The sequence below is a fragment of the Vibrio sp. RM-69-4 genome (assembly GCF_024743775.1).
GTDB lineage: Bacteria > Pseudomonadota > Gammaproteobacteria > Enterobacterales > Vibrionaceae > Vibrio > Vibrio anguillarum.
This window is the reverse complement of sequence record NZ_JAMQXI010000070.1, coordinates 176,574-202,101: the sequence shown is the minus strand read 5'-3', so window position 1 is coordinate 202,101 and position 25,528 is coordinate 176,574. Positions and strand designations below refer to the sequence as shown.

The 25,528-nt window shown below is 47.2% G+C and carries 24 protein-coding genes and 1 riboswitch; of the genes, 14 read left to right on the top strand and 10 right to left on the bottom strand.

The genetic code is table 11. The annotated features are described in order from the left end of the window. The first annotated feature begins 7 nt into the window (after positions 1 to 7). From rapZ to mgtE, 3 genes are all read left to right on the top strand, one after another. Entirely contained in the window at positions 8 to 865 is an 858-nt protein-coding gene (gene rapZ, locus NB504_RS11435; protein WP_010318814.1) for an RNase adapter RapZ, read from the top strand. 10 nt (positions 866 to 875) lie between these two features. Continuing rightward, on the top strand, positions 876 to 1,154 hold the full coding sequence (locus tag NB504_RS11430) for an HPr family phosphocarrier protein (RefSeq protein WP_013855967.1): 279 nt from the start codon (positions 876 to 878) through the stop codon (positions 1,152 to 1,154). 151 nt (positions 1,155 to 1,305) lie between these two features. Beyond that, positions 1,306 to 2,661 carry a magnesium transporter gene (gene mgtE / locus NB504_RS11425; protein WP_013855966.1) on the top strand — a complete coding sequence of 452 codons (1,356 nt, stop codon included), beginning with the start codon at positions 1,306 to 1,308 and terminating at the stop codon, positions 2,659 to 2,661. 97 nt (positions 2,662 to 2,758) lie between these two features. On the opposite strand, the gene pmbA is transcribed toward mgtE, so the two are convergent. Continuing rightward, positions 2,759 to 4,102 (bottom strand): metalloprotease PmbA, encoded by a 1,344-nt coding sequence (gene pmbA / locus NB504_RS11420; protein ID WP_010318811.1) that lies wholly within the window; start codon positions 4,100 to 4,102, stop codon positions 2,759 to 2,761. 108 nt (positions 4,103 to 4,210) lie between these two features. Here pmbA and yjgA point away from each other — a divergent pair, with 108 nt between their 5' ends. Beyond that, positions 4,211 to 4,738: a ribosome biogenesis factor YjgA gene (gene yjgA / locus NB504_RS11415; RefSeq protein WP_010318810.1), complete on the top strand. Its 528-nt coding sequence runs from the start codon at positions 4,211 to 4,213 to the stop codon at positions 4,736 to 4,738. Positions 4,739 to 4,793: 55 nt separating this feature from the next. Here the strand turns inward: yjgA and thiQ are convergent, their stop codons facing one another. From thiQ to mpl, 5 genes are all read right to left on the bottom strand, one after another. Continuing rightward, the gene (gene thiQ / locus NB504_RS11410) at positions 4,794 to 5,498 is read right to left on the bottom strand and encodes a thiamine ABC transporter ATP-binding protein (protein ID WP_094124239.1); all 705 of its coding nucleotides are present in this window, start codon (positions 5,496 to 5,498) and stop codon (positions 4,794 to 4,796) included. Continuing rightward, complete coding sequence (gene thiP, locus NB504_RS11405) at positions 5,492 to 7,087, bottom strand: thiamine/thiamine pyrophosphate ABC transporter permease ThiP (RefSeq protein ID WP_222715726.1); 1,596 nt, start codon at positions 7,085 to 7,087, stop codon at positions 5,492 to 5,494. Before thiP ends, thiQ begins: the two co-directional genes overlap by 7 nt. Before the next feature lie 13 nt (positions 7,088 to 7,100). After that, on the bottom strand, positions 7,101 to 8,093 hold the full coding sequence (thiB, locus tag NB504_RS11400; protein ID WP_258428926.1) for a thiamine ABC transporter substrate binding subunit: 993 nt from the start codon (positions 8,091 to 8,093) through the stop codon (positions 7,101 to 7,103). 66 nt (positions 8,094 to 8,159) lie between these two features. Further along, positions 8,160 to 8,279, bottom strand: a riboswitch (TPP riboswitch). A gap of 29 nt (positions 8,280 to 8,308) precedes the next feature. Continuing rightward, positions 8,309 to 8,938 carry a flavin prenyltransferase UbiX gene (locus NB504_RS11395; RefSeq protein ID WP_017047027.1) on the bottom strand — a complete coding sequence of 210 codons (630 nt, stop codon included), beginning with the start codon at positions 8,936 to 8,938 and terminating at the stop codon, positions 8,309 to 8,311. A gap of 29 nt (positions 8,939 to 8,967) precedes the next feature. Continuing rightward, positions 8,968 to 10,326, bottom strand: coding sequence for a UDP-N-acetylmuramate:L-alanyl-gamma-D-glutamyl-meso-diaminopimelate ligase (gene mpl / locus NB504_RS11390; RefSeq protein WP_258428925.1), 1,359 nt, complete (start codon positions 10,324 to 10,326; stop codon positions 8,968 to 8,970). Positions 10,327 to 10,598: 272 nt separating this feature from the next. Between mpl and fbp the strand changes: the two genes are divergently transcribed. Next, a complete protein-coding gene (gene fbp / locus NB504_RS11385; RefSeq protein WP_258428924.1) occupies positions 10,599 to 11,609 on the top strand; it encodes a class 1 fructose-bisphosphatase in 1,011 nt (336 codons plus the stop codon). Positions 11,610 to 11,786: 177 nt separating this feature from the next. After that, positions 11,787 to 12,314 carry an inorganic diphosphatase gene (ppa, locus tag NB504_RS11380; RefSeq protein ID WP_010318803.1) on the top strand — a complete coding sequence of 176 codons (528 nt, stop codon included), beginning with the start codon at positions 11,787 to 11,789 and terminating at the stop codon, positions 12,312 to 12,314. 233 nt (positions 12,315 to 12,547) lie between these two features. Here the strand turns inward: ppa and NB504_RS11375 are convergent, their stop codons facing one another. Genes NB504_RS11375 through NB504_RS11365 form a run of 3 tightly spaced genes read right to left on the bottom strand, consistent with a single transcriptional unit; the run spans position 12,548 to position 18,412 of the window. Then, complete coding sequence (locus NB504_RS11375) at positions 12,548 to 12,895, bottom strand: gamma-glutamylcyclotransferase (RefSeq protein ID WP_172859027.1); 348 nt, start codon at positions 12,893 to 12,895, stop codon at positions 12,548 to 12,550. A 10-nt stretch (positions 12,896 to 12,905) separates the two neighbouring features. After that, positions 12,906 to 16,703: a translocation/assembly module TamB domain-containing protein gene (locus tag NB504_RS11370; protein WP_258428923.1), complete on the bottom strand. Its 3,798-nt coding sequence runs from the start codon at positions 16,701 to 16,703 to the stop codon at positions 12,906 to 12,908. Continuing rightward, a complete protein-coding gene (locus NB504_RS11365; protein ID WP_222715723.1) occupies positions 16,700 to 18,412 on the bottom strand; it encodes an autotransporter assembly complex family protein in 1,713 nt (570 codons plus the stop codon). Before NB504_RS11365 ends, NB504_RS11370 begins: the two co-directional genes overlap by 4 nt. Before the next feature lie 167 nt (positions 18,413 to 18,579). Here NB504_RS11365 and msrA point away from each other — a divergent pair, with 167 nt between their 5' ends. The 8 genes from msrA to NB504_RS11325 all read left to right on the top strand — a co-directional run bounded on the left by msrA (position 18,580) and on the right by NB504_RS11325 (position 24,842). Next, positions 18,580 to 19,218 carry a peptide-methionine (S)-S-oxide reductase MsrA gene (gene msrA, locus NB504_RS11360; protein WP_258428922.1) on the top strand — a complete coding sequence of 213 codons (639 nt, stop codon included), beginning with the start codon at positions 18,580 to 18,582 and terminating at the stop codon, positions 19,216 to 19,218. A gap of 114 nt (positions 19,219 to 19,332) precedes the next feature. Beyond that, positions 19,333 to 19,884, top strand: coding sequence for a YtfJ family protein (locus tag NB504_RS11355; RefSeq protein ID WP_026027808.1), 552 nt, complete (start codon positions 19,333 to 19,335; stop codon positions 19,882 to 19,884). Positions 19,885 to 20,024: 140 nt separating this feature from the next. Beyond that, entirely contained in the window at positions 20,025 to 20,318 is a 294-nt protein-coding gene (locus NB504_RS11350; RefSeq protein WP_081989810.1) for a DUF2607 family protein, read from the top strand. A gap of 81 nt (positions 20,319 to 20,399) precedes the next feature. After that, on the top strand, positions 20,400 to 21,095 hold the full coding sequence (locus NB504_RS11345) for a DUF2796 domain-containing protein (protein WP_258428920.1): 696 nt from the start codon (positions 20,400 to 20,402) through the stop codon (positions 21,093 to 21,095). 69 nt (positions 21,096 to 21,164) lie between these two features. Further along, complete coding sequence (locus NB504_RS11340; RefSeq protein ID WP_013855948.1) at positions 21,165 to 21,881, top strand: ABC transporter ATP-binding protein; 717 nt, start codon at positions 21,165 to 21,167, stop codon at positions 21,879 to 21,881. Further along, a complete protein-coding gene (locus NB504_RS11335) occupies positions 21,878 to 23,137 on the top strand; it encodes an FtsX-like permease family protein (RefSeq protein WP_017046979.1) in 1,260 nt (419 codons plus the stop codon). Before NB504_RS11340 ends, NB504_RS11335 begins: the two co-directional genes overlap by 4 nt. A gap of 9 nt (positions 23,138 to 23,146) precedes the next feature. Further along, positions 23,147 to 23,647 carry a DUF3299 domain-containing protein gene (locus NB504_RS11330; RefSeq protein ID WP_013855946.1) on the top strand — a complete coding sequence of 167 codons (501 nt, stop codon included), beginning with the start codon at positions 23,147 to 23,149 and terminating at the stop codon, positions 23,645 to 23,647. Between the two features lie 295 nt (positions 23,648 to 23,942). Continuing rightward, positions 23,943 to 24,842 carry a TIGR03899 family protein gene (locus NB504_RS11325; RefSeq protein ID WP_013855945.1) on the top strand — a complete coding sequence of 300 codons (900 nt, stop codon included), beginning with the start codon at positions 23,943 to 23,945 and terminating at the stop codon, positions 24,840 to 24,842. A 43-nt stretch (positions 24,843 to 24,885) separates the two neighbouring features. On the opposite strand, the gene cysC is transcribed toward NB504_RS11325, so the two are convergent. Next, a complete protein-coding gene (cysC, locus tag NB504_RS11320) occupies positions 24,886 to 25,503 on the bottom strand; it encodes an adenylyl-sulfate kinase (RefSeq protein ID WP_013855944.1) in 618 nt (205 codons plus the stop codon). Between the last annotated feature and the right edge of the window lie 25 nt (positions 25,504 to 25,528).

Below are 25,528 nucleotides of genomic sequence, written 5' to 3'. Positions count from 1 at the left end.
CGAAACTATGCGTTTAATCGTTGTGAGTGGTCAATCAGGCGCAGGGAAAAGCGTTGCTTTACGAGTACTGGAGGATCTCGGCTACTATTGTGTCGATAACCTTCCCGTCAACTTGTTGGATGCGTTTATTCAATCAGTCCAAGGCAGCAAACAAAATGTCGCGGTGAGTATTGATATCCGTAACTTGCCCCAGGAGCCTAGTTTGGTTGCGGATGTTTTAGAGCAGCTAAAACAGAATAACGACGTTAGTGTGCTGTTTCTCGATGCCAGTAAAGAGACACTACTCAAGCGCTACAGCGAAACGCGTCGTATCCATCCTCTCTCATTAAACGCCGATAAACCTTCGCTTGCGCAAGCGATTGAATTGGAAAAGTCGCTGCTTGCGCCGCTCAAAGAGCAAGCCGATTTAGTGCTCGATAGCAGTAATCAATCGTTGCATGAGTTGAGCGAAACCGTACGCATGCGAATTGAAGGACGTGAGCGCAAAGATCTGGTGATGGTCTTTCAGTCTTTTGGCTTCAAATATGGACTACCCAGCGATGCAGACTACGTGTTTGATGTGCGTTTTTTACCCAACCCACATTGGGAACCCGATCTTCGCCCATTAACTGGCCTGGATGCACCAATTAAGTCGTTTCTTGAACGCCATAGTGAAGTAATTGAACTTAAACAACAAATTCAAAAGTTTGTTGAATACTGGCTACCGATGCTCGAAAAAAACAACCGCAGTTATCTCACAATTGCGATTGGTTGCACCGGTGGTAAGCACCGCTCCGTTTACCTGACTCAACAGCTTGGCGAGTACTTTGCTCAATTGGGTCACCAAGTACAGATACGCCATACATCATTAGAAAAACAGCAATAGGAGCGATGGTATGCCACTATTAAGTAAAACGGTTTTAATCCAAAATCGCTTGGGCCTTCATGCTCGTGCAGCCGTTAAGCTGGTTGAACTGTCGCAATCTTTTGATGCGGTGGTCACCATTCAAAGTGAAGAAGGAAAAGAAGCCACTGCAGATAGTGTAATGGGTTTATTGATGCTCGAATCCGCACAAGGTCAATACATCACCATCAATGCTGAAGGCTCACAAGCAGAGCCTGCTTTGCAAGCGGTTAGTTCGCTGATTGAACATAAATTCGATGAAGACGAGTAAGCACAAGGCTTACACTCCACTCTCCCACAGACAGCGCATGCGCGCCCCTGATAGTCAAAATAAATTCAGTGCTTAATAAGAACTTATTAAATAAGGCCTAGAATTAAGTTACTATTCAACACATTGTAAGAATCCTAAGTAGGGGGAAACCATGGCCGAGCAAATTGAATTTGATCAAGCTCACCTAACCCTCCAAGAAGTCAGCGAAGCTTTAGAAAATGGTCGTTTTGTCCATGTCCGTCGCCAATTGCAGGACATGGAGCCAGAAGATATTGCTCACCTCTTAGAAGCCTCTCCACGTAAAAGCCGGGAGGTGTTATGGCAACTCACCGACCCAGAAGACTACGGTGAAATCCTTGATGAGCTCAACGAAGACGTCAAAGATGCCCTAGTTTCCAAAATGGCACCCGAAAAACTGGCAGAAGCGACCGAAGGCATGGACACCGATGACGTGGCCTATGTACTGCGTAGCTTGCCAGATGACGTGTCACGCGAAGTGCTTTCGCAGATGGACAGCGCTGATCGCCAGCGCGTTGAAACCGCGCTCTCCTATTCAGAGGAAACAGCCGGCGGGATCATGAATACCGACGTGATCACCATTCGTGGTGACGTTGATATTGACGTGGTTTTACGCTATTTACGCATGCGCGGCGATCTGCCCGAAGCAACCGATGCACTTTACGTGATTGACGATGAAAGTAAGCTGATTGGGCATCTCTCACTCACCACCTTGCTGACCACGCAACCGGATATTCCAGTAAGTGAAGTCATGGATGATGCCGATGAGGCGATTTTGGTCACCACCAGCGACTCCGATGTTGCCAGCCTGTTTGAACGTCGCAACTGGGTGTCCGCGCCTGTGGTGGATGAAAACCAGCACTTGGTCGGTCGGATCACCATTGATGACGTCGTTGACATCATTCGTGAAGATGCCGAACACTCAATGATGAGCATGGCTGGTATGAACGATGACGAAGATACCTTTGCTCCGGTAGTCAAATCCGCACGTAAACGGACCATCTGGCTTGGGGCAAATGTTTTGGCCGCCCTCGCCGCAGCCTCTGTTTCTAACATGTTTGAAGCAACACTGGATCAAATGGCCGCCATTGCCGTGCTAATGACCATAGTGCCCTCAATGGGTGGTGTCGCAGGTAACCAAACCGTGGCCTTGGTCATTCGTGGTTTAGCATTGGGACATATCGGTGACAGTAACCAACGCGAATTGCTATTCAAAGAAGCGGCAATCGGTTTTTTAAATGGCATCATGTGGGCTACCATTATTGGCGGCATTGTGGTGGCATGGAAAGGCAATTGGATGCTTGGCGGCATCATTTCCGCAGCAATGATGGCCAACCTACTCATTGCCGGGATCGCCGGCGTCACCATCCCAATTTTACTGAAAAAAATGAAAATCGACCCGGCTCTTGCTGGCGGAATGGCGTTAACAACCGTCACCGATGTGGTTGGGCTTTCGGTCTTTCTCGGCTTGGCGACCATTTTGATGTAGCCATATTTTGATGTAACCCTATAGTGATACATACTCAAACCACCCATAAAAAAAGCTTGGTTGTTATACCAAGCTTTTTTATATTCAGCTTAAGCGATTATTCGCCCGCAATTTTCATCGATTCAAGTAAAATAGACCCAGTTTGGATTTGCGAGCGTGTTTCGACATCACTCCCTACCGCCACCATTTGCTGGAACATATCTTTCAAATTGCCCGCGATAGTAATCTCAGATACAGGGTATTGAATCACACCGTTTTCAACCCAGAAACCAGCGGCGCCACGCGAATAATCACCTGTCACTGCATTAACACCTTGGCCCATCACTTCAGTGACTAACAAGCCTGTACCCAACGCTTTGAGCATCTGCTCAAAATTTTGCCCTGTGGATTGAACATACCAGTTATGGATGCCACCCGCGTGACCAGTTGGAGTCATCTTCATTTTACGAGCGGCATAGCTGCTCAGAAGATAAGTAGAGAGCACACCATCGGTAATGATTTGGCGGTCTTGCGTAAATACCCCTTCACTATCAAATGGGCTTGATGCCAACGCACGTAATACATGGGGTTTTTCGGCAATATTGAACCAATCGGGTAAAATTTTCTCGCCTAACTTATCAAGTAAAAAGGAAGATTTACGATACAAGCTGCCACCACTGATCGCCATCACCAAATGGCCAATCAAACCTGTCGCTACATCTGCGGCAAACATCACCGGAACTTTGCCCGTCTTCAGTTTTTTTGCATCTAAACGGCTGATGGTTTTTTCTGCGGCTTGTTGCCCGACCAGCTCTGGCGACCATAAATCGTCGCGGTGACGTGCAACGGTATAGCTATAATCACGCTCCATCTCACCATTTTTACCCTCACCGATCACGCAGCAGCTAATGCTATGACGGCTAGAGGCATAACTCGCGAGCAAACCATGGCTATTACCATACACTTTCACACCGTAATGGCTGTCATAACTTGCGCCATCACTTTGTTTGATCTTGTTGCTGTAAGCTAACGCTTTCTCTTCTGCAGCAATGGCAATTTTAGCGGCCATGTCCGGGTTAGGTTCATCGGGATGGAAGAGATCTAAATCAGGAATATTTCGCACCATTAACTCTTTAGGTGCAGGGCCTGCATAAGGATCTTCAGAAGTGTAAAGCGCAATATCAAGCGCTGCAGCGACCGTCTGCGCAATTGCTTTTTCACTGAGATCTGACGTCGACGCACTGCCTTTACGTTGCCCACGATACACGGTGATGCCTAACGCCCCATCACTGTTAAATTCTACGTTTTCAACTTCACACATTCGCGTCGAAACACTCAGGCCGGTACTTTTGGTGATCGCCACTTCGGCAGCATCAGAACTGAGCGCAGCCATCTCTAATGCCTTAGCAACCGCCGCTTCAAGTTCGATGCGCTGCTGAGCAACTTGTTGTTTTACGTCCATATCTCATCAATTATTAGCAAACAATGTCATTAGGATAACAAGAATTTCGCTTTCTCCCCACGATTCTTGCTAAAATAGCTGACATACATAACTCAATAGATGAAGAAAATGGCGCGTAAGAATCAAAAAGCTCCTTGGGAAGAAGAAGAGGAGATCATTTGGGTTAGCAAAACCGAAATGAAAAACGACATGACTGAGCTACAAAAACTGGGTGAAGAGCTGGTTGCTCTGAAGCCGTCTCAGTTAGCAAAAATTCCGATGTCTGAAGACTTGATGGATGCCATCAAAGATGCTCAGCGTTTTAGCATGGAAGCCAGACGCCGCCAACTGCAATACATTGGTAAAATGATGCGTACCATCGATGCCGAACCGATTCAAGCGGCATTGGATAAACTGCGTAACAAGCACTCACAAAATACCGCTATGCTGCACAAACTCGAACAGATGCGTGATCGTATTGTGGAGAAAGGTGACAGCGCGATTGAAGATGCGATGGCACTCTATCCAGAGATGGATCGTCAACGTCTGCGCCAATTAGCGCGTCAAGCAAATAAAGAGAAAGCCAACAGCAAACCACCAAGAGCATCACGAGAGATTTTCCAAGTGCTCAGAGAGCATAACGATAAGTCAGTTTAACCTGTCATAGTGCTGATTAGACGCAAAAACCTCACCTAAACGTGTGAGGTTTTTTTTATTCCCCTGCACGCACAAAATCACTGAGCTGCGCGTCTGCGTGTTGCGCGGAAAGTGCCTCAATGCGATCACTCACTAACACATGTCCTTGAGCCATAAACGCAAAATGGCTCGCAATCGCTTTGGCATCACTAATATGGTGCGTCACCATCACAACAGTGATCGCTCTTTCTGCGGCTAACTGCTTAACCAAAAGCAGCATCTCTTCTCTGAGTAGCGGATCCAAGGCGGAAAAGGGCTCATCCAGCAGCCAGATAGGATGTGGTTGTACAAAACAGCGCGCCAGAGCAACTCGTTGACGCTGCCCCCCTGAGAGCTGCTCAGGCAAGCGATCAAGTAGCGCTGCCAAACCCACTTGCTGCGCGGCGCACTCAACTAACGCCTTTTGCGAAGTGGTTAATTTCAGCCCCGGATGTAACCCAAGGCTAATATTTTCACGCACAGTGAGATGGGCAAAAAGATTGTGCTCTTGAAACAGCATCGAAAAAGGACGCAAGTGTGGCTCCTGCCCAAGTAAGGATTGCCCTTGCACTTGGATATCGCCGCTTTTCGGTGCAATAAAACCCGCAACTAAGCTCAGTAAAGTCGACTTGCCCGCGCCACTTGGCCCCATCAAAGAGAGAATCGCCCCTCGCGGTACAGAGAGCGAAAATTCAAACCACTCCTGTTGATACTCATACTGCACAGCCTTGAGTTCTAACATTGCTTTACCTTTGAATGTGAATGAAATAACCGCTCAATGAGGGCAAAACACCCCACACTGAGTAGCAACAGCGTAAGAGAAACCACCGCCGCCGCTTGCATTTGGTAACTGCCCAGCAGTTGGAACAGGTAAAGCGGTAAGGTTCTAAACTCTTGGCTACCAAATAGAGCAATCGCACTTAAATCCCCCATTGAGAGCAAAAAGCTGATCGCAAAGGCATGCGCTAAGGGTTTACGCAACGCACGCAGCTCAATCACTTGCAAACGCTGCCACCCTTTAATGCCAAGGCTGGCACATAACCATTGATATTGCTGCGCAATATGCAGCATAGGTTGCGCCAATGTTTTCAACACATACGGTAATGCCATTAAGCCATTGACGAAAAAAACTACCCAATACGCTAGGCTAAATGCATCGGTCCAGATACGCAGCAACAGAAAAAGCCCGGTGCTGATAACAAGCCCTGGCGTGACCAAAATAATCGCGCCAATCAACTCTAATTGGTCCGCCTTACGGTTGTGCTGCTGCAGGCGCCAAGCGCGAGTCGTGATGAGTATGGCAACCCCAGCCGAAACTGCAACCACGCTTGCCAATAATGCCACTTGCAGTGAAGCCCAAAGCGCACGCCAGAATTGCTCATCACTCAAGACGTGAAAAAGCTGCGAATTTAAACCGCTCAAGATGACCATCACCAGCGGCGGAAGTACTAACAGCAACGCAAGGAAGATCCATGCGCCGTCCCAACATTGCGCTTTTCGATTGTCTCGACTAACCACATAATCACTCGCTTGACGCCCTGTGGTGATGGCTAACGGCTTCGCTAGACGTGAAATGGATAGAGACAGCAGCCCACATAACAGCATCTGCCACAGCGCAAGCAGCGCGCCGGCTTGTAAATCAAAATCAAATTTGATCGCCTGATAAATCGCCAGCTCAATCGTGGTTGATTTAGGCCCGCCGCCAAGTGCCATCACAGTGGCAAAACTGGTAAAACAGAGCATGAACACCAAACCACAGACATGAGGAAGCTGCTGACGCAAACGCGGCCATTCAACCCAACGAAATTTGTGCCAATGGCTCATGCCAAGATGCGCGCATAACTTATGTTGTTCTGCCGGGATCGACTCTAACGCTTGCAGCAATAAACGGCTGGCATACGGGAGATTAAAAAACAGATGCGCCAGTAAAATACCGTTTAATCCGTAAATGGAAAACGGCAGTTTGCTATCAAACCACGCGAGCAGCGAGGCGAGCAGACCGCTATTACCATAAATGGCCAACAAACCAAATACGCCCACCAGCACCGGAAGCACTAAGGTCGTTGCAAACAATTTGATCAGCAGCGCACGTCCCCAAAATCGACGACGGTAAAGTGCGTGAGCAACAGGAACCGCGAAACCAACACTGAGCAGCATCGACAAGCTGGCTTGGTAAAAACTAAATTGAGTAACATGGCGATAATACGGGTCTTGCCATACGTGCATCACATTTAAGCTGGGTGCTTGTAACAGTAACGCCGCCAACGCACTGATGACAAAGGTCGCGACAAGCATCGCGACCCCAATGCCTATTTTAGGAATAGCATTCAAACTTTATCGAACCTTAAAACGTTAAGGCGGTTTGCCACTCACGGATCCACACTTTACGCGTCTCAGACACCTCTTGTGCGCTAAAGGTAAGCGCCTTTGGTGGCACAGCCAGCGTTTCAAAACCTTTCGGTAGCGCGACAGACGTCACAGGATACATCCAGTTTCCGGTTGGCATCACCGACTGAAATTGATCACTTAAAATAAAGTGCATGAACTCATCGGCCAATTTGCCGTTATCACTGTGTTTTACTTTCGCAGCCACTTCCACTTGCATGTAGTGTCCTTCGGCAAAATCGGCAGCCGCGTACTTAGCGTCATTTTCCGCAATCAAATGATAGGCTGGAGAGGTAGTGTAAGAGAGCACCAGATCGGACTCACCTTTTAAAAACATAGCATAGGCTTCTGACCAACCTTTGGTGACTGTCACCGTCTTATTGGCGAGCTGTTGCCATGCTAAATTGGCTTTCTCACCATAGACAGACTTCATCCACAGCAGTAAGCCTTGACCGGGTGTTGAAGTACGCGGATCTTGATAAATCACTTTAAGATCATCGCGCTTCTCTACCAACTCTTTTAAGCTTTTCGGTGGGTTTGCTAATTTCTCTTTATTGTAAACAAAGGCAAAATAGCCGTAATCATAAGGAACAAATGTTTCATCACTCCAACCACCGGGTAGCGTGACTTGGCTCATCTCGACATTATGATCTGCCAATAAGCCAGTCTGTTTGGCCTCGGCCATTAAGTTGTTATCTAAACCGAGTACGATGTCTGCTTTACTGTTATTACCTTCAAGACGTAAACGGTTTAGGATCGATACCCCATCATCGAGTGCCACAAACTGAAGATCGCAAGCGCATTGTGCTTCGAATGCTTTTTCAATCGCCGGTCCCGGGCCCCATTCTGATGCGAACGAGTCATAGGTATAAACAGTAAGGATATTGTCAGCGGCATGCGCTGAAAAAGAGGTGATGGTAGCAAGTGCAATGGTATTAAGAGTGGTGTTCAACTGGTCGCTCTCCTTGGTTGAGCGGCACAGGCTTGAGGAGGATGAGAATATTCCATTATTCCTATTCTGAGATCCTAACCCAATTCCTACGCCAGCATTATCTGGTTCAGGTTTACGGGTCCCAAGCTCACGCTTGATCTCAGCAGCATTCATTGAGATGAATGATTTGCTCCCCGTTGAGTGAGGTGGATTGTAATTGGAATTAACGCAATAAGCTATACCGTTGGGCGTGAGTCATATCCCCAACGCGGCACAAGCCCTTGTTCAACGCCTAAATGGTCCAAAATACGCGCCACCATAAAATCGACCAAGTCTTCAATTGACTGCGGCTGATGATAAAAACCGGGGGCTGCGGGCATAATGGTGACGCCCATTTGCGACAACTTGAGCATGTTTTCTAAATGTAAGGTGGAAAACGGCGTTTCGCGCACCACTAACACCAGTTGACCACGCTCTTTCATCACTACATCGGCAGCACGTTCGATCAAATTATCGGACATGCCATGGGCAATCGCCGCAACGCTGCCTGCCGAACATGGGCACACCACCATCTGTTTTGGCGCGGCAGAGCCCGAAGCCACTGGTGAAAACCACTCTTCTTTGCCGCACACGACAAGCTGTGAGGCATCGCAGTGTAAATGTTCCACCAACGCTGCTTTGGCTGCCTCAGTCCCACTGGGCAACTTCAAACCGTGCTCGGTTGCAAGCACAACGCGCGCGGCCGAAGAGATCAAAAGATACACTCGGTAATCTGCAGCCAATAAACACTCCAACAGACGAAGTCCGTAAGGAGCACCTGAAGCGCCAGTAAAGGCTAAAGTGATGGCTTTCTGTTTTGTTGTCATAACTCTCTATTTCGTTTGTGTCGCTGGCATTACATGGCTTGATTTAATGCAAGTAGGAGCTTGTTATGAATACCTTCAAAGCCACCATTGCTCATCACCAAAATGTGATCGCCCGGCTGGGCTTCCTGCGCAATTTGCGCGACGAAAGCATCAATATCATCATTCACTTGCGCTGGTTGTGAGCATTGATCAGCTACATCCTGCACCGACCAAGCAAGATTGTTAGGCTGATAGAGATAAACTGAATCGGCTTGCTGTAATGACGCCGCTAAAGTTTGCTTATGCACGCCCAACTTCATCGTAGCCGAACGAGGCTCTAAAACGGCGATAATTTTCTGATCGCCTACCTTGTTACGTAAACCACCCAAAGTAAGTTCAATGGCCGTTGGATGATGAGCAAAATCGTCATACAACGTAATACCGTTCACTTCGCCTTTAAGCTCTAAACGACGTTTGGTATTGATAAATTTGCCCAAAGCTTGACAGGCTAAATCTGGAGTGACCCCTACGTGACGCGCCGCGCCAATCGCCATTAAGGCGTTATCGACATTATGATCGCCAACCAAATCCCAAGTTACGCGCCCCACACGTTCATTGTCAAAGAACACATCAAATTGCGAACCATCACGCGTGATTTTTTCAGCTTTCCACTGCGCTTGCTCACCGGTAAACTCAGTTTCGCTCCAGCAGCCACGTGCGAGAATATCCGCTAATGCGCGCTCTTTTTGCGGAGCAAAAATACGGCCATTGCCCGGAACAGTGCGCACTAGATGATGAAATTGGCGCTTAATCGCTTCAAGATCGTCAAAAATGTCCGCATGATCAAACTCTAAGTTATTCAACACTAAAGTGCGTGGGTGATAATGGACAAACTTAGAACGCTTATCGAAAAAAGCACTGTCATATTCATCGGCTTCAACCACAAAAAACATGCTTTCGCCCAAACGCGCAGAAATGCCAAAGTTGCCAAGTACGCCTCCCACCAAAAAGCCCGGTTGGTAACCGCAATCTTCTAAGATCCACGCCAACATGCTCGACGTGGTGGTTTTACCGTGTGTACCAGCCACCGCAAGGACCCAGCGGTCATGCAACAGGAACTCTTGCAACCATTGCGGGCCAGAGGTGTAACGCAAGTTGTGGTTCAGCACATATTCAACACACGGATTGCCGCGACTCATGGCGTTGCCAATCACCACCAAATCAGGCTTTGGCTCTAATTGAGCAGGGTCAAAGCCTTCGATAATCTCGATCCCTTGAGACTCCAATAACGTACTCATCGGTGGGTAAACGTTGGCGTCGCTGCCGGTAACTTTATGACCTAATTGCCGTGCTAAAACGGCAACACCGCCCATAAACGTACCGCAAATCCCAAGAATGTGAATATGCATAAATCCTAGCCTCGCACATGGCGTTGTGAGTGATTGCCTCCATTATCACCATCCATTTAAGAAAAGCGAGCATGTTTGCAACTTCTAAAAAGTCGACAAACAAATTGAGATCTCAATCTGTTACTTCATTACCATTAAAAAGATCTAAGCCCTAAAATCGCAGTGTTACCCAAACGTTATCAAATGGGTGCCTCGTTTCGGCCGACATCCCAACAAGAGGATGCGTTGTGAAACAATCACTTCCCCCTATATAGCTATGTTAAGGAAATAACATGTCTGAGATTCGCACTCTTGGCGAGTTTATTGTTGAGAAACAACATGACTTCCCCCACGCAAGCGGTGATCTTTCATCTCTGTTGTCCTCTATTCGTCTTGCGGCAAAAATTGTTAATAGAGAAATCAACAAAGCAGGCCTTGCTGATATTACCGGTGCAGTTGGTACGGATAATATTCAAGGCGAAGAACAACAAAAACTCGATGTCTACGCCAACGAAAAATTTAAAGCGGCGCTTGAAGCGCGCGATCAAGTGTGTGGTGTCGCCAGTGAAGAAGAAGATGAAGCGGTTGCGTTCAGCAAAGAGCTCAACAAAAACGCAAAATACGTGGTGTTGATGGACCCGCTGGACGGCTCATCCAACATCGATGTCAATGTCTCTGTCGGCACGATTTTTTCTATTTATCGCCGCGTATCGCCAGTCGGCACGCCACCAACACAAGAAGACTTCTTACAACCCGGTAATAAACAGGTTGCGGCTGGTTATGTTATTTACGGCTCTTCAACCATGTTGGTGTATACCACCGGCAACGGCGTGAATGGCTTTACTTATGATCCGTCACTCGGCACTTTCTATCTTTCACACCCCAATATGATGACCTTCGATGATGGTAAAATTTACTCCATCAATGAAGGTAACTACATCCGCTTCCCAACCGGCGTCAAAAAATACATTAAATATTGCCAAGAGAATGTGCCTGAAGATAATCGCCCTTACACGTCACGTTACATTGGTTCGCTAGTGGCGGATTTTCACCGTAACCTGCTCAAAGGTGGGATCTATCTATACCCAAGCACGCAAAGCCATCCAAACGGCAAGCTGCGTCTATTGTATGAATGCAATCCTATGGCGTTTTTGATTGAACAAGCAGGCGGTATTGCTTCTGACGGTGTCAATCGCGTGTTGGATATTAAGCCGACAGAACTGCATCAACGTGTGCCATTCTTCTGCGGTTCAAAAAATATGGTCCATAAATTGGAAGAGTTCTTGGAACTCAATTGCGATTAAATCAGCTCAATGAGCGCCTAACTCTAGGCGCTTTTTTTATCGATAAATATGAGGCAAGACTCTCTTTTTACGGTTTACACCGTTTCCTATTTACCGCTAAAGTTGCAACACAAGCGTTTACGTTCTGTTAATCAACCCAAAACAATTCAAGTCCAGCGACGAAAAAGGAAATGCTAAATGAGCTTAAACAACGTTCCGGCAGGAAAATCACTGCCTGATGATATTTACGTGGTGATTGAAATTCCAGCCAACGCCGACCCAATCAAATACGAAGTCGACAAAGAATCTGGCGCGGTATTTGTGGACCGTTTCATGTCTTCACCTATGTTCTACCCATGCAACTACGGTTATGTGAATCACACCTTATCGCTCGATGGCGATCCTGTCGATGTGTTGGTGCCCACCCCTTACCCGCTCATGCCAGGCTCGGTGATTCGCTGCCGCCCAGTTGGCGTATTGAAGATGACCGATGAGTCTGGTGAAGATGCCAAAGTGGTGGCGGTTCCTCACTCCAAGCTCACCAAAGAGTACGACCACATTCAAGACGTAAATGACCTGCCAGCACTACTGAAGGCGCAAATTACACAGTTCTTTGAACGCTATAAAGAGCTTGAAGCGGGCAAATGGGTCAAAGTCGATGGATGGGAAGATGCCGCTGCCGCGCGAGCTGAAATCCTGACTTCATTTGAACGCGCTCAAAAATAGTCACCATCATTAAACAGTCACGATAGTTATATACCCAAACAACTTGGAGTTGCAGGTAGGCGGCAAGTGAGTGAGTCCCTATGAGCATAGGCAAACTATGTGATTGGGGTGAACGAACGTAGCCAACACCGCTGCAGCTTCAAGTAGGAAGGGTATAAGTGTCGTTATAAATAAAAAGCCACATCCTGCTAATACGCTGTGTGGCTTTTTATTTCCATTTTCAACGCCGTTCGTTACACCCGTTGGCACCAGTCTCCAGAATTAATCACAGCAGTAAGACGGCTGTGATCTTGATAGAGATAAATCCACGCACGGCCAAATGGGGTTTCGATCGTTTCACGGCGATATTCGATGGGAATATCTTCTAAAAGATCGAGTTTTGCTAGTGTCTGCTCATCCACTCGATATACCTCACCGACTATCGATTGCTGTCCCTGAGCCAAGCCAGGATATGGACCTAGATCATACAGCGTATAGTCAGCTGGCGTGTAGAACGATCCTAACATTTCGCTTGTCTCAAGCAGATGCGCATTACTTTCACCACGGCGTAATGTGCCGTAGACAAAAACCAGATGTTGCATATGACTGTCCCTAGTTAAATTCAAACTGATACAAAAGATCCACCGCGCTATCTAAGCCGGATACCGCTTCAACGTACAAATCCCTCATCAAGCGGTAACGCACGGTAAATTCGCCCACCGAGCTGAAAATACCAACACCATATTTCACTTGTAGCCCCGGTAAAATATAGCCGCTTACCGTCACTTGTGAATCATCACCGGAACCGGCCGTATCCAATTGCAGATCTTGCACGCCGAAGGCTTGGCCAATTTCGCCCACCACCTTACCGCTTTGTGCCAAGCTCAAACCAATTAGTGCAGTGGTCATCGCATTGCCACCCGCCTCGCCATCAATATTCTGACCACGAAGTAGGTAAGAAAGTGCATTGGCTTGTGGCATCGCGGGTTCTGAAAAAATGGAGACTGCGGGTTCATCGGCAGAGCCGGTCACTTTTACCCCTGCAATCACGCCATCTTGTGTGTTATCCGGGTTGCGCACCGCTTTAATCGAAACATAAGGTTGATCAACCGGTCCATTCATTAAAATTTTGCCTTCTTGGATCAGCAAATCTTGTCCAAAGGATCGATACGAACCATTTTGGATGTTTACTTCTCCAGTAATAAAAGGACCTTTATCCTTTTGCGCCACATTGAGGCGGCCAATCAAGCTGCCTTGCAAACCAAAGGCACTGAGCCGGAAATCATCACCAATCGAGATGTTTACATTCGTTTCAACGTTAAATGGCATGGCGCTTTGCTCGCTCACGGGCTGTAAAGCCGCGTCCAATATCACTTGATCTTTGGAGACACCAATCGCGCTCGGAGGCAACTCTTCTACCACGATACGCCCCCAAGGCAGGTTAATATTCCCTGTCACAGTGGCCAGTTGAGGTTCTAGTGTGATGCTCATGTCTGGGATAACTTTAATCTTGACGATAGGCGGCAGATCCACCAATAGCTCATCGGCCAACACACGCAGGTTGGCACGCCACTGCTCCATTTTCTGCCAGTCGGCATCCCCCTTGATACTCAACTCGCCATCCGCAGTTTGAATCGCTGCATTGAGCAAGGCTTGGTAACCATTAAAGTCCATCGTCACTCGGCCCGAGGTAACATCCAGCGGCGAAATATCGCCTTTGACGACAATGTCATCCACCACCACGCTGCCCATCACTTTCGGGTGCAACATCGGCCCACTGAAGGCAAGTTGACTGCTAATCTTCGATTTCGCTTGGCTATAATCCCCAAGCAGCGGCTGTAGAAAATCAATATTAAAAGTGGAAAGCGTTAATGCGCCATCCATCATTTTTTCTTTTGCCATTAGATCCGAAATGGTGATTTGCCCCGACAGATCGCCATTATCGGTCACATCCACTAGCCAACGAGCAAACAGCTTGTTCTGTTCAAGCGTACTTTCAATAGTGACGCTATCCCAACCTAAAGTAATGGCTTGGTCGATGTGCTGCGTGACTGCACCTTGGCTTAAGCTGAGTGACACTTTCGCTTGAGGCGCGGCATTGGGCGCCCATTGAGCTGTGAGACTGACATCGGCTTGGCCTTTAAGTTGAGTCTCTTGCGGTAAAAACATTGCGATTTGCTGAAAATCAAAATGATTGAGAGAGAACTCGGCCGCACCACTTTGCCCCACAGTCGCGTCTTTATCTAAGCAGAGCGATGTTCCCTCTTGCTGCCAACAATGCGCGGCAATCGTGGCTTGTTGTTTCTCGATATTAACCGCAACAGGTGTCGCTTGGTTTAATAGCCACGGCCCTTGTTCTGTGGACAGTTGTACTCGTTCCAGCGCACCTTGCCACTGCATCGTCGGCTTATCTTCAAAAGATCCGCTGATCGCCAAGCTGGTTGAAATCAGATTTGAAATGACGTCTAAGCTCAGTTGATGCTGCGCCTGCGTGCCTGAAAAACGCAAGTCCACACTATCAACTAACTGCTGCTGGTAGCTCAACTGGCTCGCCTGCAATTTCACTTCGGCTTGTGGCACAGGAAGTGGCGTAACATCACCAGTTAAAGTCACCTGCTTTAAGGTCGCTTGTTGCTGCCAAGCAAGATCATTTGCATTGAGGCGCAGCTTGATTTGTGGCTGCTGTAAATCACCACGCAGATAAATATCGCCAATCACTTTGCCGTGCAAATCAGGAACACTTTTCACCAAATCCGCAAAATCAACCGATAAGCCCATACGCCACTCTTTATCCAGCTCACCTTTGGCCGTAATCTGGTTGGGTCCATGGGCTAACGTTAAGCCGCTGGTCGACACAGTAAAAGCGCCTTTCCCTGTCATATCTGATGCGTTTAATTGACCTTCAATATTCAGTGGGTAGCCACGCAACACACCCTCAATATCCAAAATAGGCAGCGCAACGTTCCAACCGCCCTGCTCGGTCAGCTCACCCGTGGTTTCGAGCTTACCGCTGATCACGCCTTCAGCTTCCGGCCACTGCAATCCCGGCTGAATCTGTTCTAAATTCAGCGCCGCTTGCCAGTGAATTGGGGCTTGCCAGTTGGCCATCACTTGGCCAGCAATTTGCCCCCCTAAGGTATCGATTAGCAAAGAATCTAAGTTGATTTGCTGTAAAGTACCTTTACCAGCAACATCCAGCGTCACATCGGGCAGATCTTTACCTTGCAGTTGGCCATTGAGCACCACGCTATATCCGTCGAGTGAGCCTTGAGTTTTTAAACTCGGCACGCGAACAAAATAGTCTCCTTGCCCAATCAATGGCCACTGTGCTTGAACATCATCTAACGAAATATCAAACGGGATCTCAGGTTGCAGTAGCGCCAATTGCGCATTTAAGTTTGCTTGCGCAAGCCCGCCCAATTTCGCGTTGAGCGTTAAATCACCCAAGCTCCCCGAAGCCTCTAGTGCCAGTGTTTGCCCCTGAGCTTCGGCCATTTTGAGCGTGCTTTTTAAAGAGAGATTGAGCGAATAGTCTCCCTTCAGCTGCGCATCAGCTTTTAGGTTGGCAATCAATTGTGGCAGCTCAAGCTCAAGTGATTTTAATGAAACACTGCTCTGATAAGCATTGGCGACCAAACCAAGATGCTTGACAACCAAAGGCTCAGCTTGCTGAAGAGTAAACTGGTTGATATCAAAACGCTCCACTTCCAATTGCAGCGGAATGATCACCTCTGGCAAGGTGATGGGCGTTTTCACCGCAGGTGCCGCCGTCGATGATACGGTTGTGGATGGAGTGGATTTGGATTGTGCGCTTGAGGCTGAATCTGCCTCGTCATTGGTCGCAAGCTTCAGTTGAATATCGCTCCAACTGGTTTTGCCAATCCGTAAGCGATTACCTTGAAATGAGGCATGAGTAGAAAATTGCTTCCATGCCAGCGTATTACCCAAAATATCCAGCTGAATATCATTGAGCTCCACACGGCCAACCTTAATTGGCACCGGTGTAGAGATTGACGTAATGGGATCAGAGGCAGACGAAGGCTCACCTTGCGTCGAAGGGGGAAGCTCAGGAAGCGCCAGCCTTAAGCCACTGATCGCAAGTTCATTTAAGCAAATTGAAGGCTCCAATAAGCAGCTAGCACTTATGGCTAATGTCACGCGCTGCACATCGAGATCGAGCTTTAATGCTTCATCGGAAAAGGTGACTTGGTTGAGCGTGAAACGTGGAAAAATTGCACCTTTAGCGCTGGCAACCTGCAGTTGTGGCAGCGCTTTTTGCGCTCCCCACAACAGACCGTTAAGCCCTGTATTGGTAAACAACAAGGCTGCGAGTGCAATAAATACCGCGCCCAACAAGGTGAATAAAATCGCCGATGCCCATTTGGTTATCTTCAACATCACTTTGGTCATAGTTCAGGCCCCAAGGTGAAATGCAGCTGAAATTCATCGCCGGGATTAGCGTCAAGCCCCCATGCAAAATCTAATCGGATCGGTCCAACCGGAGAAGCCCAGCGAATCCCAGCTCCCACACCGGTTTTCCAATCCGGTGAGTCATTAAAGGCATCGCCATAATCGACAAACAGTGCTCCCCACCAATTTCCAACCAAGCGATATTGATACTCCAACGAACTGGTGGCGATGTATTTGGCCCCAGTCAGTGCGCCGCTGGCATCTTTAGGTGAGATAGATTGATAGCTATACCCTCGTAAATTGTTATCGCCACCAGCAAAGAAGCGCAGAGAAGGCGAGAGTTTGTCAAACTCTTCACTGAAGTTTGCGCCGCCGTCTAAACGCAATAAACCACGGTGGTTTTGCCCAGCGCTGCGTATCCAAGCCGTGCCCGCCAACAACCGCACCACGCGCGTTTCAGAGACGAAATTTGGATCGCCATACTCAAGTGTGATGCTCTGTTTATCGCCCCACATCGGCATTGAACCACCACGAACACGCGAACGAGAATAGGTCGCTCCCGGTAATACAAACTGGCCGACATCGCTTTGCAAACCTTGTTCGTAGTTTTCTATCAAATAACGAACGAATAGGGTTCGATGCCAACCACCATCACGCAACCAGTGGCGTTCAAACGATAAGTTAGACTCCAAACTCTTCGTATCACGGTTATCGACATTCTTCATTCCATACTGAATTCGATAATATTCACGCCGCACATCTTCTAGCGGTATTTTGTAGCCAGCGGTAATGGTCTGCTCTGGGGCAGAAAGGGAGAAACTGCTATCAAAACTGTGGCCGAGGCTGTTAACCCAAGGTTTCTTCCACTTGAATGAACCACGCACTCCCACATCCGTTGAGTAACCTAAACCGGTTTCAAGCTGATTTCGAGCTTGCGGTGCAAGGGAAACCTTCATCGGCAGTTCACGACCGTTCTCCAGTTGGCTAAGATCGGGTTCAACAAAAACAGAGGAAAACCAATCGGTATTGGATAAGTTTTGGTTATATTCCCCTACCTTGGAAACAAGGTAAGGATCATTGGTTTTATAGGGCTGAAGTGAGCGAACTCGCTGATCTTCAATTTGGCTGCCAGTAATGAGCGAGGGACCAAAATGGTAACGAATACCACTGTTAAAATGAAGGCGTACGAAAGCTTCATTCAACTCTGGCGCAACTTCCAAACGGCTTAATTCAAAATTCCCGTTAAAATAACCTTTTTGCAACGCTAAGTTACGAATACCCGATTTCAAAGCATCGTACTGACCATGGTTAACCGCCGCGCCCACTTTAAGGGCATTGCGGTTAATGAGATTGGCAAAATCAGCATCAGATTCAGCTTCCCCGCTGATCACCACATCCATCTCTTTAATGGTTGTTAGCGGTCCAGGATTGATATTGACCATCAGCTCTTGCTCATCGCTCACCACCACAAACTCAAATTGAGGATGGTAGTAACCCAGCGCGACAAGCGCTTCCGTCATGCTTTTCTCTAAACGAGATTGAAAACGAAGATGCGTTGAATAGTCGCTCTCTGGAATCGACGATAAATAGGCTTCAACGTTGTTTTCTAATTCACCCTCTAAACCATTAATGGTTAACGCCACCTTGGCATACGCGGAAGTGGAAATAAGTAGCATCGTGAATAGAACTGGTAATGATTTTCGTCTCATGCTTAATTAAAGGAACAGTTGAGTAAACAGATCGTTAATGGCTGGAAATCATACCGCCAATAGCACGCTTCGTCTGTATGAAATCAGTCAATTATTCGGGCTGAATGTGAAACAGTCGCTCAACAACAATAAATAAAGCCCAAAATAGACACACGAAAGGAAAGCTCATGCTCAATAAACAAACAATGGTCAGCGCACAAACAGCACTGAAAGGACGAGAAACCCCTATGCCAGTGGAGGAAATTCATTACGTTAACCACAGCAACATCACTGAGCAGCCTAATGAGCATCAGCAACAAATAGTGATTGGTATGGGCTGTTTTTGGGGCGCTGAACGCTTATTTTGGCAACTCGATGGTGTGGTGTCGACTTCAGTAGGCTATGCCGGCGGCTTTACCCCAAACCCAACTTACGAAGAAGTATGCAGTGGTGAAACTGGCCATACTGAAGTGGTACGCGTAATTTTTGATCCACAGCGCTTGCCATTAGAAAAGCTATTAAGTCATTTTTGGGAAAAGCACGATCCGACCCAAGGCATGCGTCAAGGTAACGATAAAGGCACTCAGTATCGCTCCGCTATCTATACCTATTCAGAACAACAACAGCAAATAGCACAAGCCTCAAAGCAGCGATACCAGCAGGCGTTGTCAGCCAGTCAACGAGCCTTAATTACCACCGAAATTGTACCCGCTGGTCCTTACTACTACGCCGAAAGCTATCATCAACAATATTTAGCTAAAAATCCGAATGGTTATTGTGGGTTAGGAGGAACAGGCATCTGCTTCCCACCTCAGCTCAGCGAATAAAGCGTGTAGAATTGAGGCTTTGTTAGCATTTTGTTAACCGCTTCATGGCCTCTTTTCGTGGTTTTATTGATTCTATGCTATACCTTTGTTGCTCAACTAAAAGGGACCCCTACAATGAAAAGTAAACGAGTGATCGCCATTCTAATGGCCTGCTGTCCAGCGCTTGCCATGGCACACAACATTACCCAAGGTCAGCAAGTTGCTGATGTTTCAGTGGAAAAATATGGTGAAATCATCCTACAAGATGATAAAACGGCCTTTCAAACTTGGGATACCAGCCAACTGCTAGGCAAAGTGCGCGTCATTCAAGCCATTGCTGGTCGCAGCAGTGCTAAAGCGTTAAATGCACCATTGATGGCTGCCATTACGGCCGCACAATTTCCCGCAGAAAGTTATCAAACCACCTCGATCATCAACCAAGATGATGCGATTTGGGGCACAGGATCGTTTGTCAAATCTTCCGCTCAAGACAGCAAGAAAGAGTTTCCGTGGTCTTCCATGGTGCTAGATGAAGCGGGAAATGTAGCCAAAGCGTGGGATTTAAAAGAGGAATCATCAGCGATCATCGTTCAAGATAAGCAAGGTAAGGTACTGTTTGTTAAGGAAGGTGCATTGAGTGATGAGGAAATTCAAACGGTTTTAGGCTTGATCAAACAGAATTTATAATAACCTTAGGTGGCCGATAACACGGCTGCCTTTGCTAAACATATCGTGGTGAAAGGTGCTTTTATAAAAATAAGAGTACGCTTTACTCTCACAATATTGTTATATTATAACAATTATCATTTTACTACTGTATTGGTTTGATGTTTACCCGTCTACGTTGCCCCCATTACCGAGCTCAAAGCATTGCATTATGTGCCATGCTGTTGATGCTATGGTTGAATGTCGCTTATGTAGATCATCACCTCGATACTAATCCTGCGCATCACGCGCAGCATCATTGCCAACTTTTTTCTGGCTTTCAAAATGGTCTAAGCAGTGCGCTGCCTATCCTTCCTGCCGTTAGTGGCTGCGAAATTCGATCATCAGTAGAGAAAACTCAACGTCGCCCCTCAGTTCATTACGCTTATCTTGCTCGCTCACCTCCTCACTTTTAGACGTCTTATCTAGTTATTTATGATTTGTTACCCAAAGCCAACGCGCTAAGGGCTATTTTGATGTTTAAAAGGAATCACCCAATGTTTATCCAACGTAAACTCGCTCTCTCTATCGGCCTAATTTTAAGCATGCCAGCACTGGCAAATGAAGAGTTTCGCCAACATGAGGCTCATGTACATGGCCACGTCGAGTTCAATATTGCTCAAGATGGGCAAGATTTACTGATTGAAATCACCGCCCCCGGCTCTGATGTAGTCGGCTTTGAACATGCACCACAAAATGATGAACAACAACAGCGCTTAAATAAAGTCCTGGAGCAGTTCAGCCACGCCGATGGCATTTTCCAACTGCCCGCTCCGGCCAAGTGTCATTTAGAAGAAAGTCGTATCGCCCATACGTTAAATGGTGAGCACCACGACCACGACCACGACCACGACCACGACCACGACCACGACCACGACCACGACCACGACCACGACCACGACCACGACCACGACCATCATGAAAAACATGATGATAAACATCAAGATAAAGATGCTCAACACGCAAACCATGACCATAAAAAAGATGTGCATGATGAAGGCGAGCACAGTGGTCACGGTGAATTCACGATTCAGTACCAATATCACTGCGATAACATGCCGCAATTGCAGTACCTCGACACGCAATGGTTTAACTTGTTCCCAAATACCCAAACAATCTCTGCCAATGTACTGACAGACAAAGCACAATCTGCCTCTGAGTTGAAAACAAACAGCACTCGCATTACGTTTTAAGGCGTATAAGCAACAACCTAGAGTAAGCACATACTTACTCTAGGTTCACTGTCGTTAAAGGAATTCACAATGAGTGATTTGCATATTCTATCGCTGACGTCTGTCATTGAATTGAAAGAGGTCGAATTTCGTTGGCCGAATAGCTCACAACCAGCCTTATCTATCCAAGATCTTTGTGTAAAACGTGGAGAGCACCTTTTTATTAAAGGGCCAAGTGGTTGTGGCAAATCGACCTTACTGAGCTTACTGACTGGGATCAACCAAGCACAACGAGGGGAGGTCTCTATTTTAGGCACCAACCTGTCGACGTTAACTTCCCGTCAACGGGATCGTTTTCGAGCCGATCACATTGGCTACATTTTCCAACAATTTAATTTATTGCCTTATCTCTCAGTGATTGAAAACGTTACGCTACCTTGCCATTTTTCCAGCACTCGCAAGCAGAATGTGGCAGGCGATCTGATTGAGAAAGCAAAACAGTTACTCACTCGCCTACATCTTGCACCTGAACTACTGACTAAACCGGTTATCGAACTGAGTATTGGCCAGCAGCAGCGTGTCGCGGCGGCGAGAGCACTGATTGGCGAACCCAAGCTGATCATCGCTGATGAGCCAACCTCGGCGCTGGATCACGACAATCGACTCGCGTTTATCGAACTGTTATTGGAAGAGGCGAATCGGGCAGGTTCAACACTGGTGTTTGTGAGCCACGATCCCACCTTAGAAGCTTTATTTGACCGCGCAGTTTACCTCCCTCAATTGAATCAGGCAGGAGTGACAGCATGAATGTAATTACCAATCTGGCGTGGAAAAGCGTACTTAACCGCAAAACCACAGCGCTACTCTCCATTCTGACGGTTGCCATTTCAGTCATTCTGTTAATGGGGGTTGAACGCATTCGAACTCAAGCTAAAGAGAGCTTTGCCAATACCATTTCAGGGACGGATCTAATCGTCGGCGGCCGCTCTGGACAAGTCAACTTGCTGCTCTATTCGGTATTTAGAATTGGCAATGCCACCAATAATATCGACTGGAAAAGCTACCAAGCCTTCAGTGAGCATCGCAGCGTCAAGTGGGCGATCCCCATTTCCTTGGGTGACTCACACCAAGGGTTTCGCGTTATGGGCACTAATCACCATTATTTCGAGCATTTCAAATATGGAAGTAAGCAACCACTCACCTTCTCTCAAGGCACTGAGTTTCATGGTTTATTTGAAACGGTATTGGGTTCAGATGTCGCCGAAACCTTAGGTTACCATATTGGCAGTGACATCATTATTGCGCATGGGATCAGCGATGTAGGTTTTAGCCGCCACGACAACCTCCCTTTCAAAGTAGTGGGGATTTTAGCGCCAACGGGAACGCCCGTAGACAAAACAGTGCATGTCTCATTAGAAGCAATTGAAGCCATTCACGTGGGTTGGGAATCGGGTGCGCATTTAGGCAATTCGCCATCCAAAGAGCAGCTTGAACAACACAACTTTCAACCCAAGCAGATCACCGCCATGTTGATCGGTTTAAAATCGAGAATTCAAACCTTTGCACTGCAACGTGAAATCAATAACTATCGCCAAGAACCCTTGAGCGCCATTATGCCCGGCGTCGCTCTGCAAGAACTGTGGGGTATGATGTCGATAGCAGAACAAGCTTTAATGGCAGTGTCGGTATTTGTGGTGGCGGCAGGGTTACTTGGTATGCTCAGCAGCTTACTGACAAGCTTGCAGGAAAGACGCCGTGAAATGGCGATTCTGCGCGCCATGGGTGCACAACCTAAACATATTTTTGCTCTGCTTATCAGCGAAGCGACGACGCTGACCTTCATTGGCATCTGCGTTGGATTAGCGGGGTTATATTCACTGCTCGCACTGGCGCAACCTTTTATTGCGCAGCATTATGGCATTCAAATCACACTCAGCACCTTAAGCGGCTATGAGTGGCAATTATTAGCTTATGTACAGCTGGCTGGCATTATTATTGGTGTTATCCCGGCTCTACGCGCCTATAGACAATCACTTAGCGATGGAATGACCATTCGAATTTAGGACTTAACGATGAAAAAACTACTGCTTATCAGCACGCTGCTGCTATCAGGCTTGTTACCGATGTACGCACAGAGTAATGAACAAGTACTGACGCTCGATTGGATCGATCTGATCCCCGAGAACGAACGTAACCAATTCAACGCCGATGGCATGCCAGCATTGAACCATGATGGCGAAATGACGGCTGCACAATCAAAAATCGGCGGAGTTAGAAAAGAGCTCAATGGCAGCGTGGTCAAAATACCCGGCTTTGTGATCCCACTGGAAGGTGACGCCAATAACGTTACTGAGTTTCTACTGGTGCCCTACTTTGGCGCATGCATTCACGTGCCGCCACCGCCACCAAACCAAATTATTTATGTGAAATATCCGCAAGGTGCTCCAATCCAGCAGCTCTGGGATGTAATTTATCTGATTGGGACACTGAAAACCGAAAGTGTTAGCCACGATCTGGCCGAAACAGCGTATGTGATCGAAGGCACTGCGATCGAAGAATACGACGACATGTAGTTAACAAAATAGCAACCTATTGATTCATCTAAACTAAACGATATATTTAGATAAATACGCTAGCAAAGCGACATATATCAACAATAGTAAAGTAATCGATAGGTGCTTTTTCAGTCTATTTTCTTTCCAACACTTCATAAGCGCCCCACAAATTCCGATAACAATTTTAACAAGTTATTATCATTAGGGATAGCGCAAATTTATGATCTAGAACGAATGTTTTTCCTAGATGGAAAATACGTTACACGTTACATTTTAATCCATGAATGAAATGGGTGATTGAAGCGGACATAAAATGGCAGATACCAACAACCCTGTAGTGATTGAACATCAAGCCAACTCAGGTCAAAGCCACGAAAAAAAATCGAGCTACATCAAAGACAGTGGTAGTCGCATTTTGAATATTGCTCAATATCACGGCTTAGATGCGCTGCTACAAACGGATCCGCCAGAAAAAACCTCGCTTGATCGCGCCTTATTTAGAGAACAGCAACGTAAAGAGCAGCGACAAAAAAACCTAGAGCAGATCGTCAAACTGGCGCATATCTCTTGTAAAAATGAGACCGCGGGAGAGCCTGATCAAGATTGGTTACACCGCTTTTTCGATATGGCGCAAGACATCCACAACTCTTCGATGCAGCGACTTTGGGCGCAAGTACTCAAACGCGAGGTGACCAACCCCGGTTCAACCTCAATGAAAGCGCTGCAAGTATTACAAGACATGACACCAAAAGAGGCGCAGATACTCCAAAAAGCCTCAGCGTTAGCCTGCTGTTTTGGTAGCGATAACAGCCGCAAGCTGTTGGTCGGCATTCGTGCTACTAACGGTATTTTTAGTTTAGGAAAGCGCATCAGCACATTTGTCATCAATATGGGTAGTTTCCAATTACCCTATTCGAGCCTGTTGGTACTGATCGAGCTTGGCTTACTGCATGCCACTGAACTGGAATCTGGAGAAATTGAACTTGAACCGGCACTGCTGTTGACCTATCAAGGCAAGAATCTGTCACTGCAATCGATGAGTAAAGGGGTAAGGCTGCTCTATTACCGTTTCAGTCCCACTGGCAATGAGCTGTGTAAGCTACTGGGTAATAAACCGAATATGCAGTACTACGATCAGATGTTGGCGGTGCTTAGCCAGAAATTCACTGTCCACACCGAAGTTGCCAGCAGCTCTTTTCATCACGCCGTCTAGCCTCAAAAAATAAAGGGCTCAAGCTGATGAGCCCTCTTCTACATTAGGCGATAATCGCTCGCACTTGCAGCGCTGTTAGGCAAATTTCCACCAGCTCATCAATGCTTTTTTCGCCAGCCGCAAGATCGATCTCAGGGCTTTGCGGCGACTCATACTCAGAGTCAATGCCCGTAAAATTACTGATTTCACCAGCGCGCGCTTTTTTATACAGCCCCTTCGGGTCACGCTGCTCGCACACGTCCAACTTGGTATTGACAAACACTTCGATGAATTCACCTTGTGGCAGCATATCGCGCACTAATTGACGCTCAGCGCGATGCGGTGAAATGAATGCTGATAACACGATTAACCCAGCATCGGCCATCAGCTTCGCGAGTTCACCAATACGGCGAATATTTTCTCGCCGATCTTGCTCTGAGAACCCAAGGTCGCTGCACAAGCCGTGGCGTACATTATCCCCATCGAGTAAATAGGTGTGATACCCGAGTTGAGCTAAACGCTGTTCCAACGCACCAGCAATGGTTGATTTTCCCGCCCCTGACAACCCCGTAAACCACAATACTGCTGGCTGTTGTTGTTTTAAGTTGGCGCGGAACGACTTATCCACCGTATGCTGATGCCAGACAACATTTTCATCTTTATTGGCCAAATTCGTACTCATTACTCAATCCTTTGTTGCCTCAAAC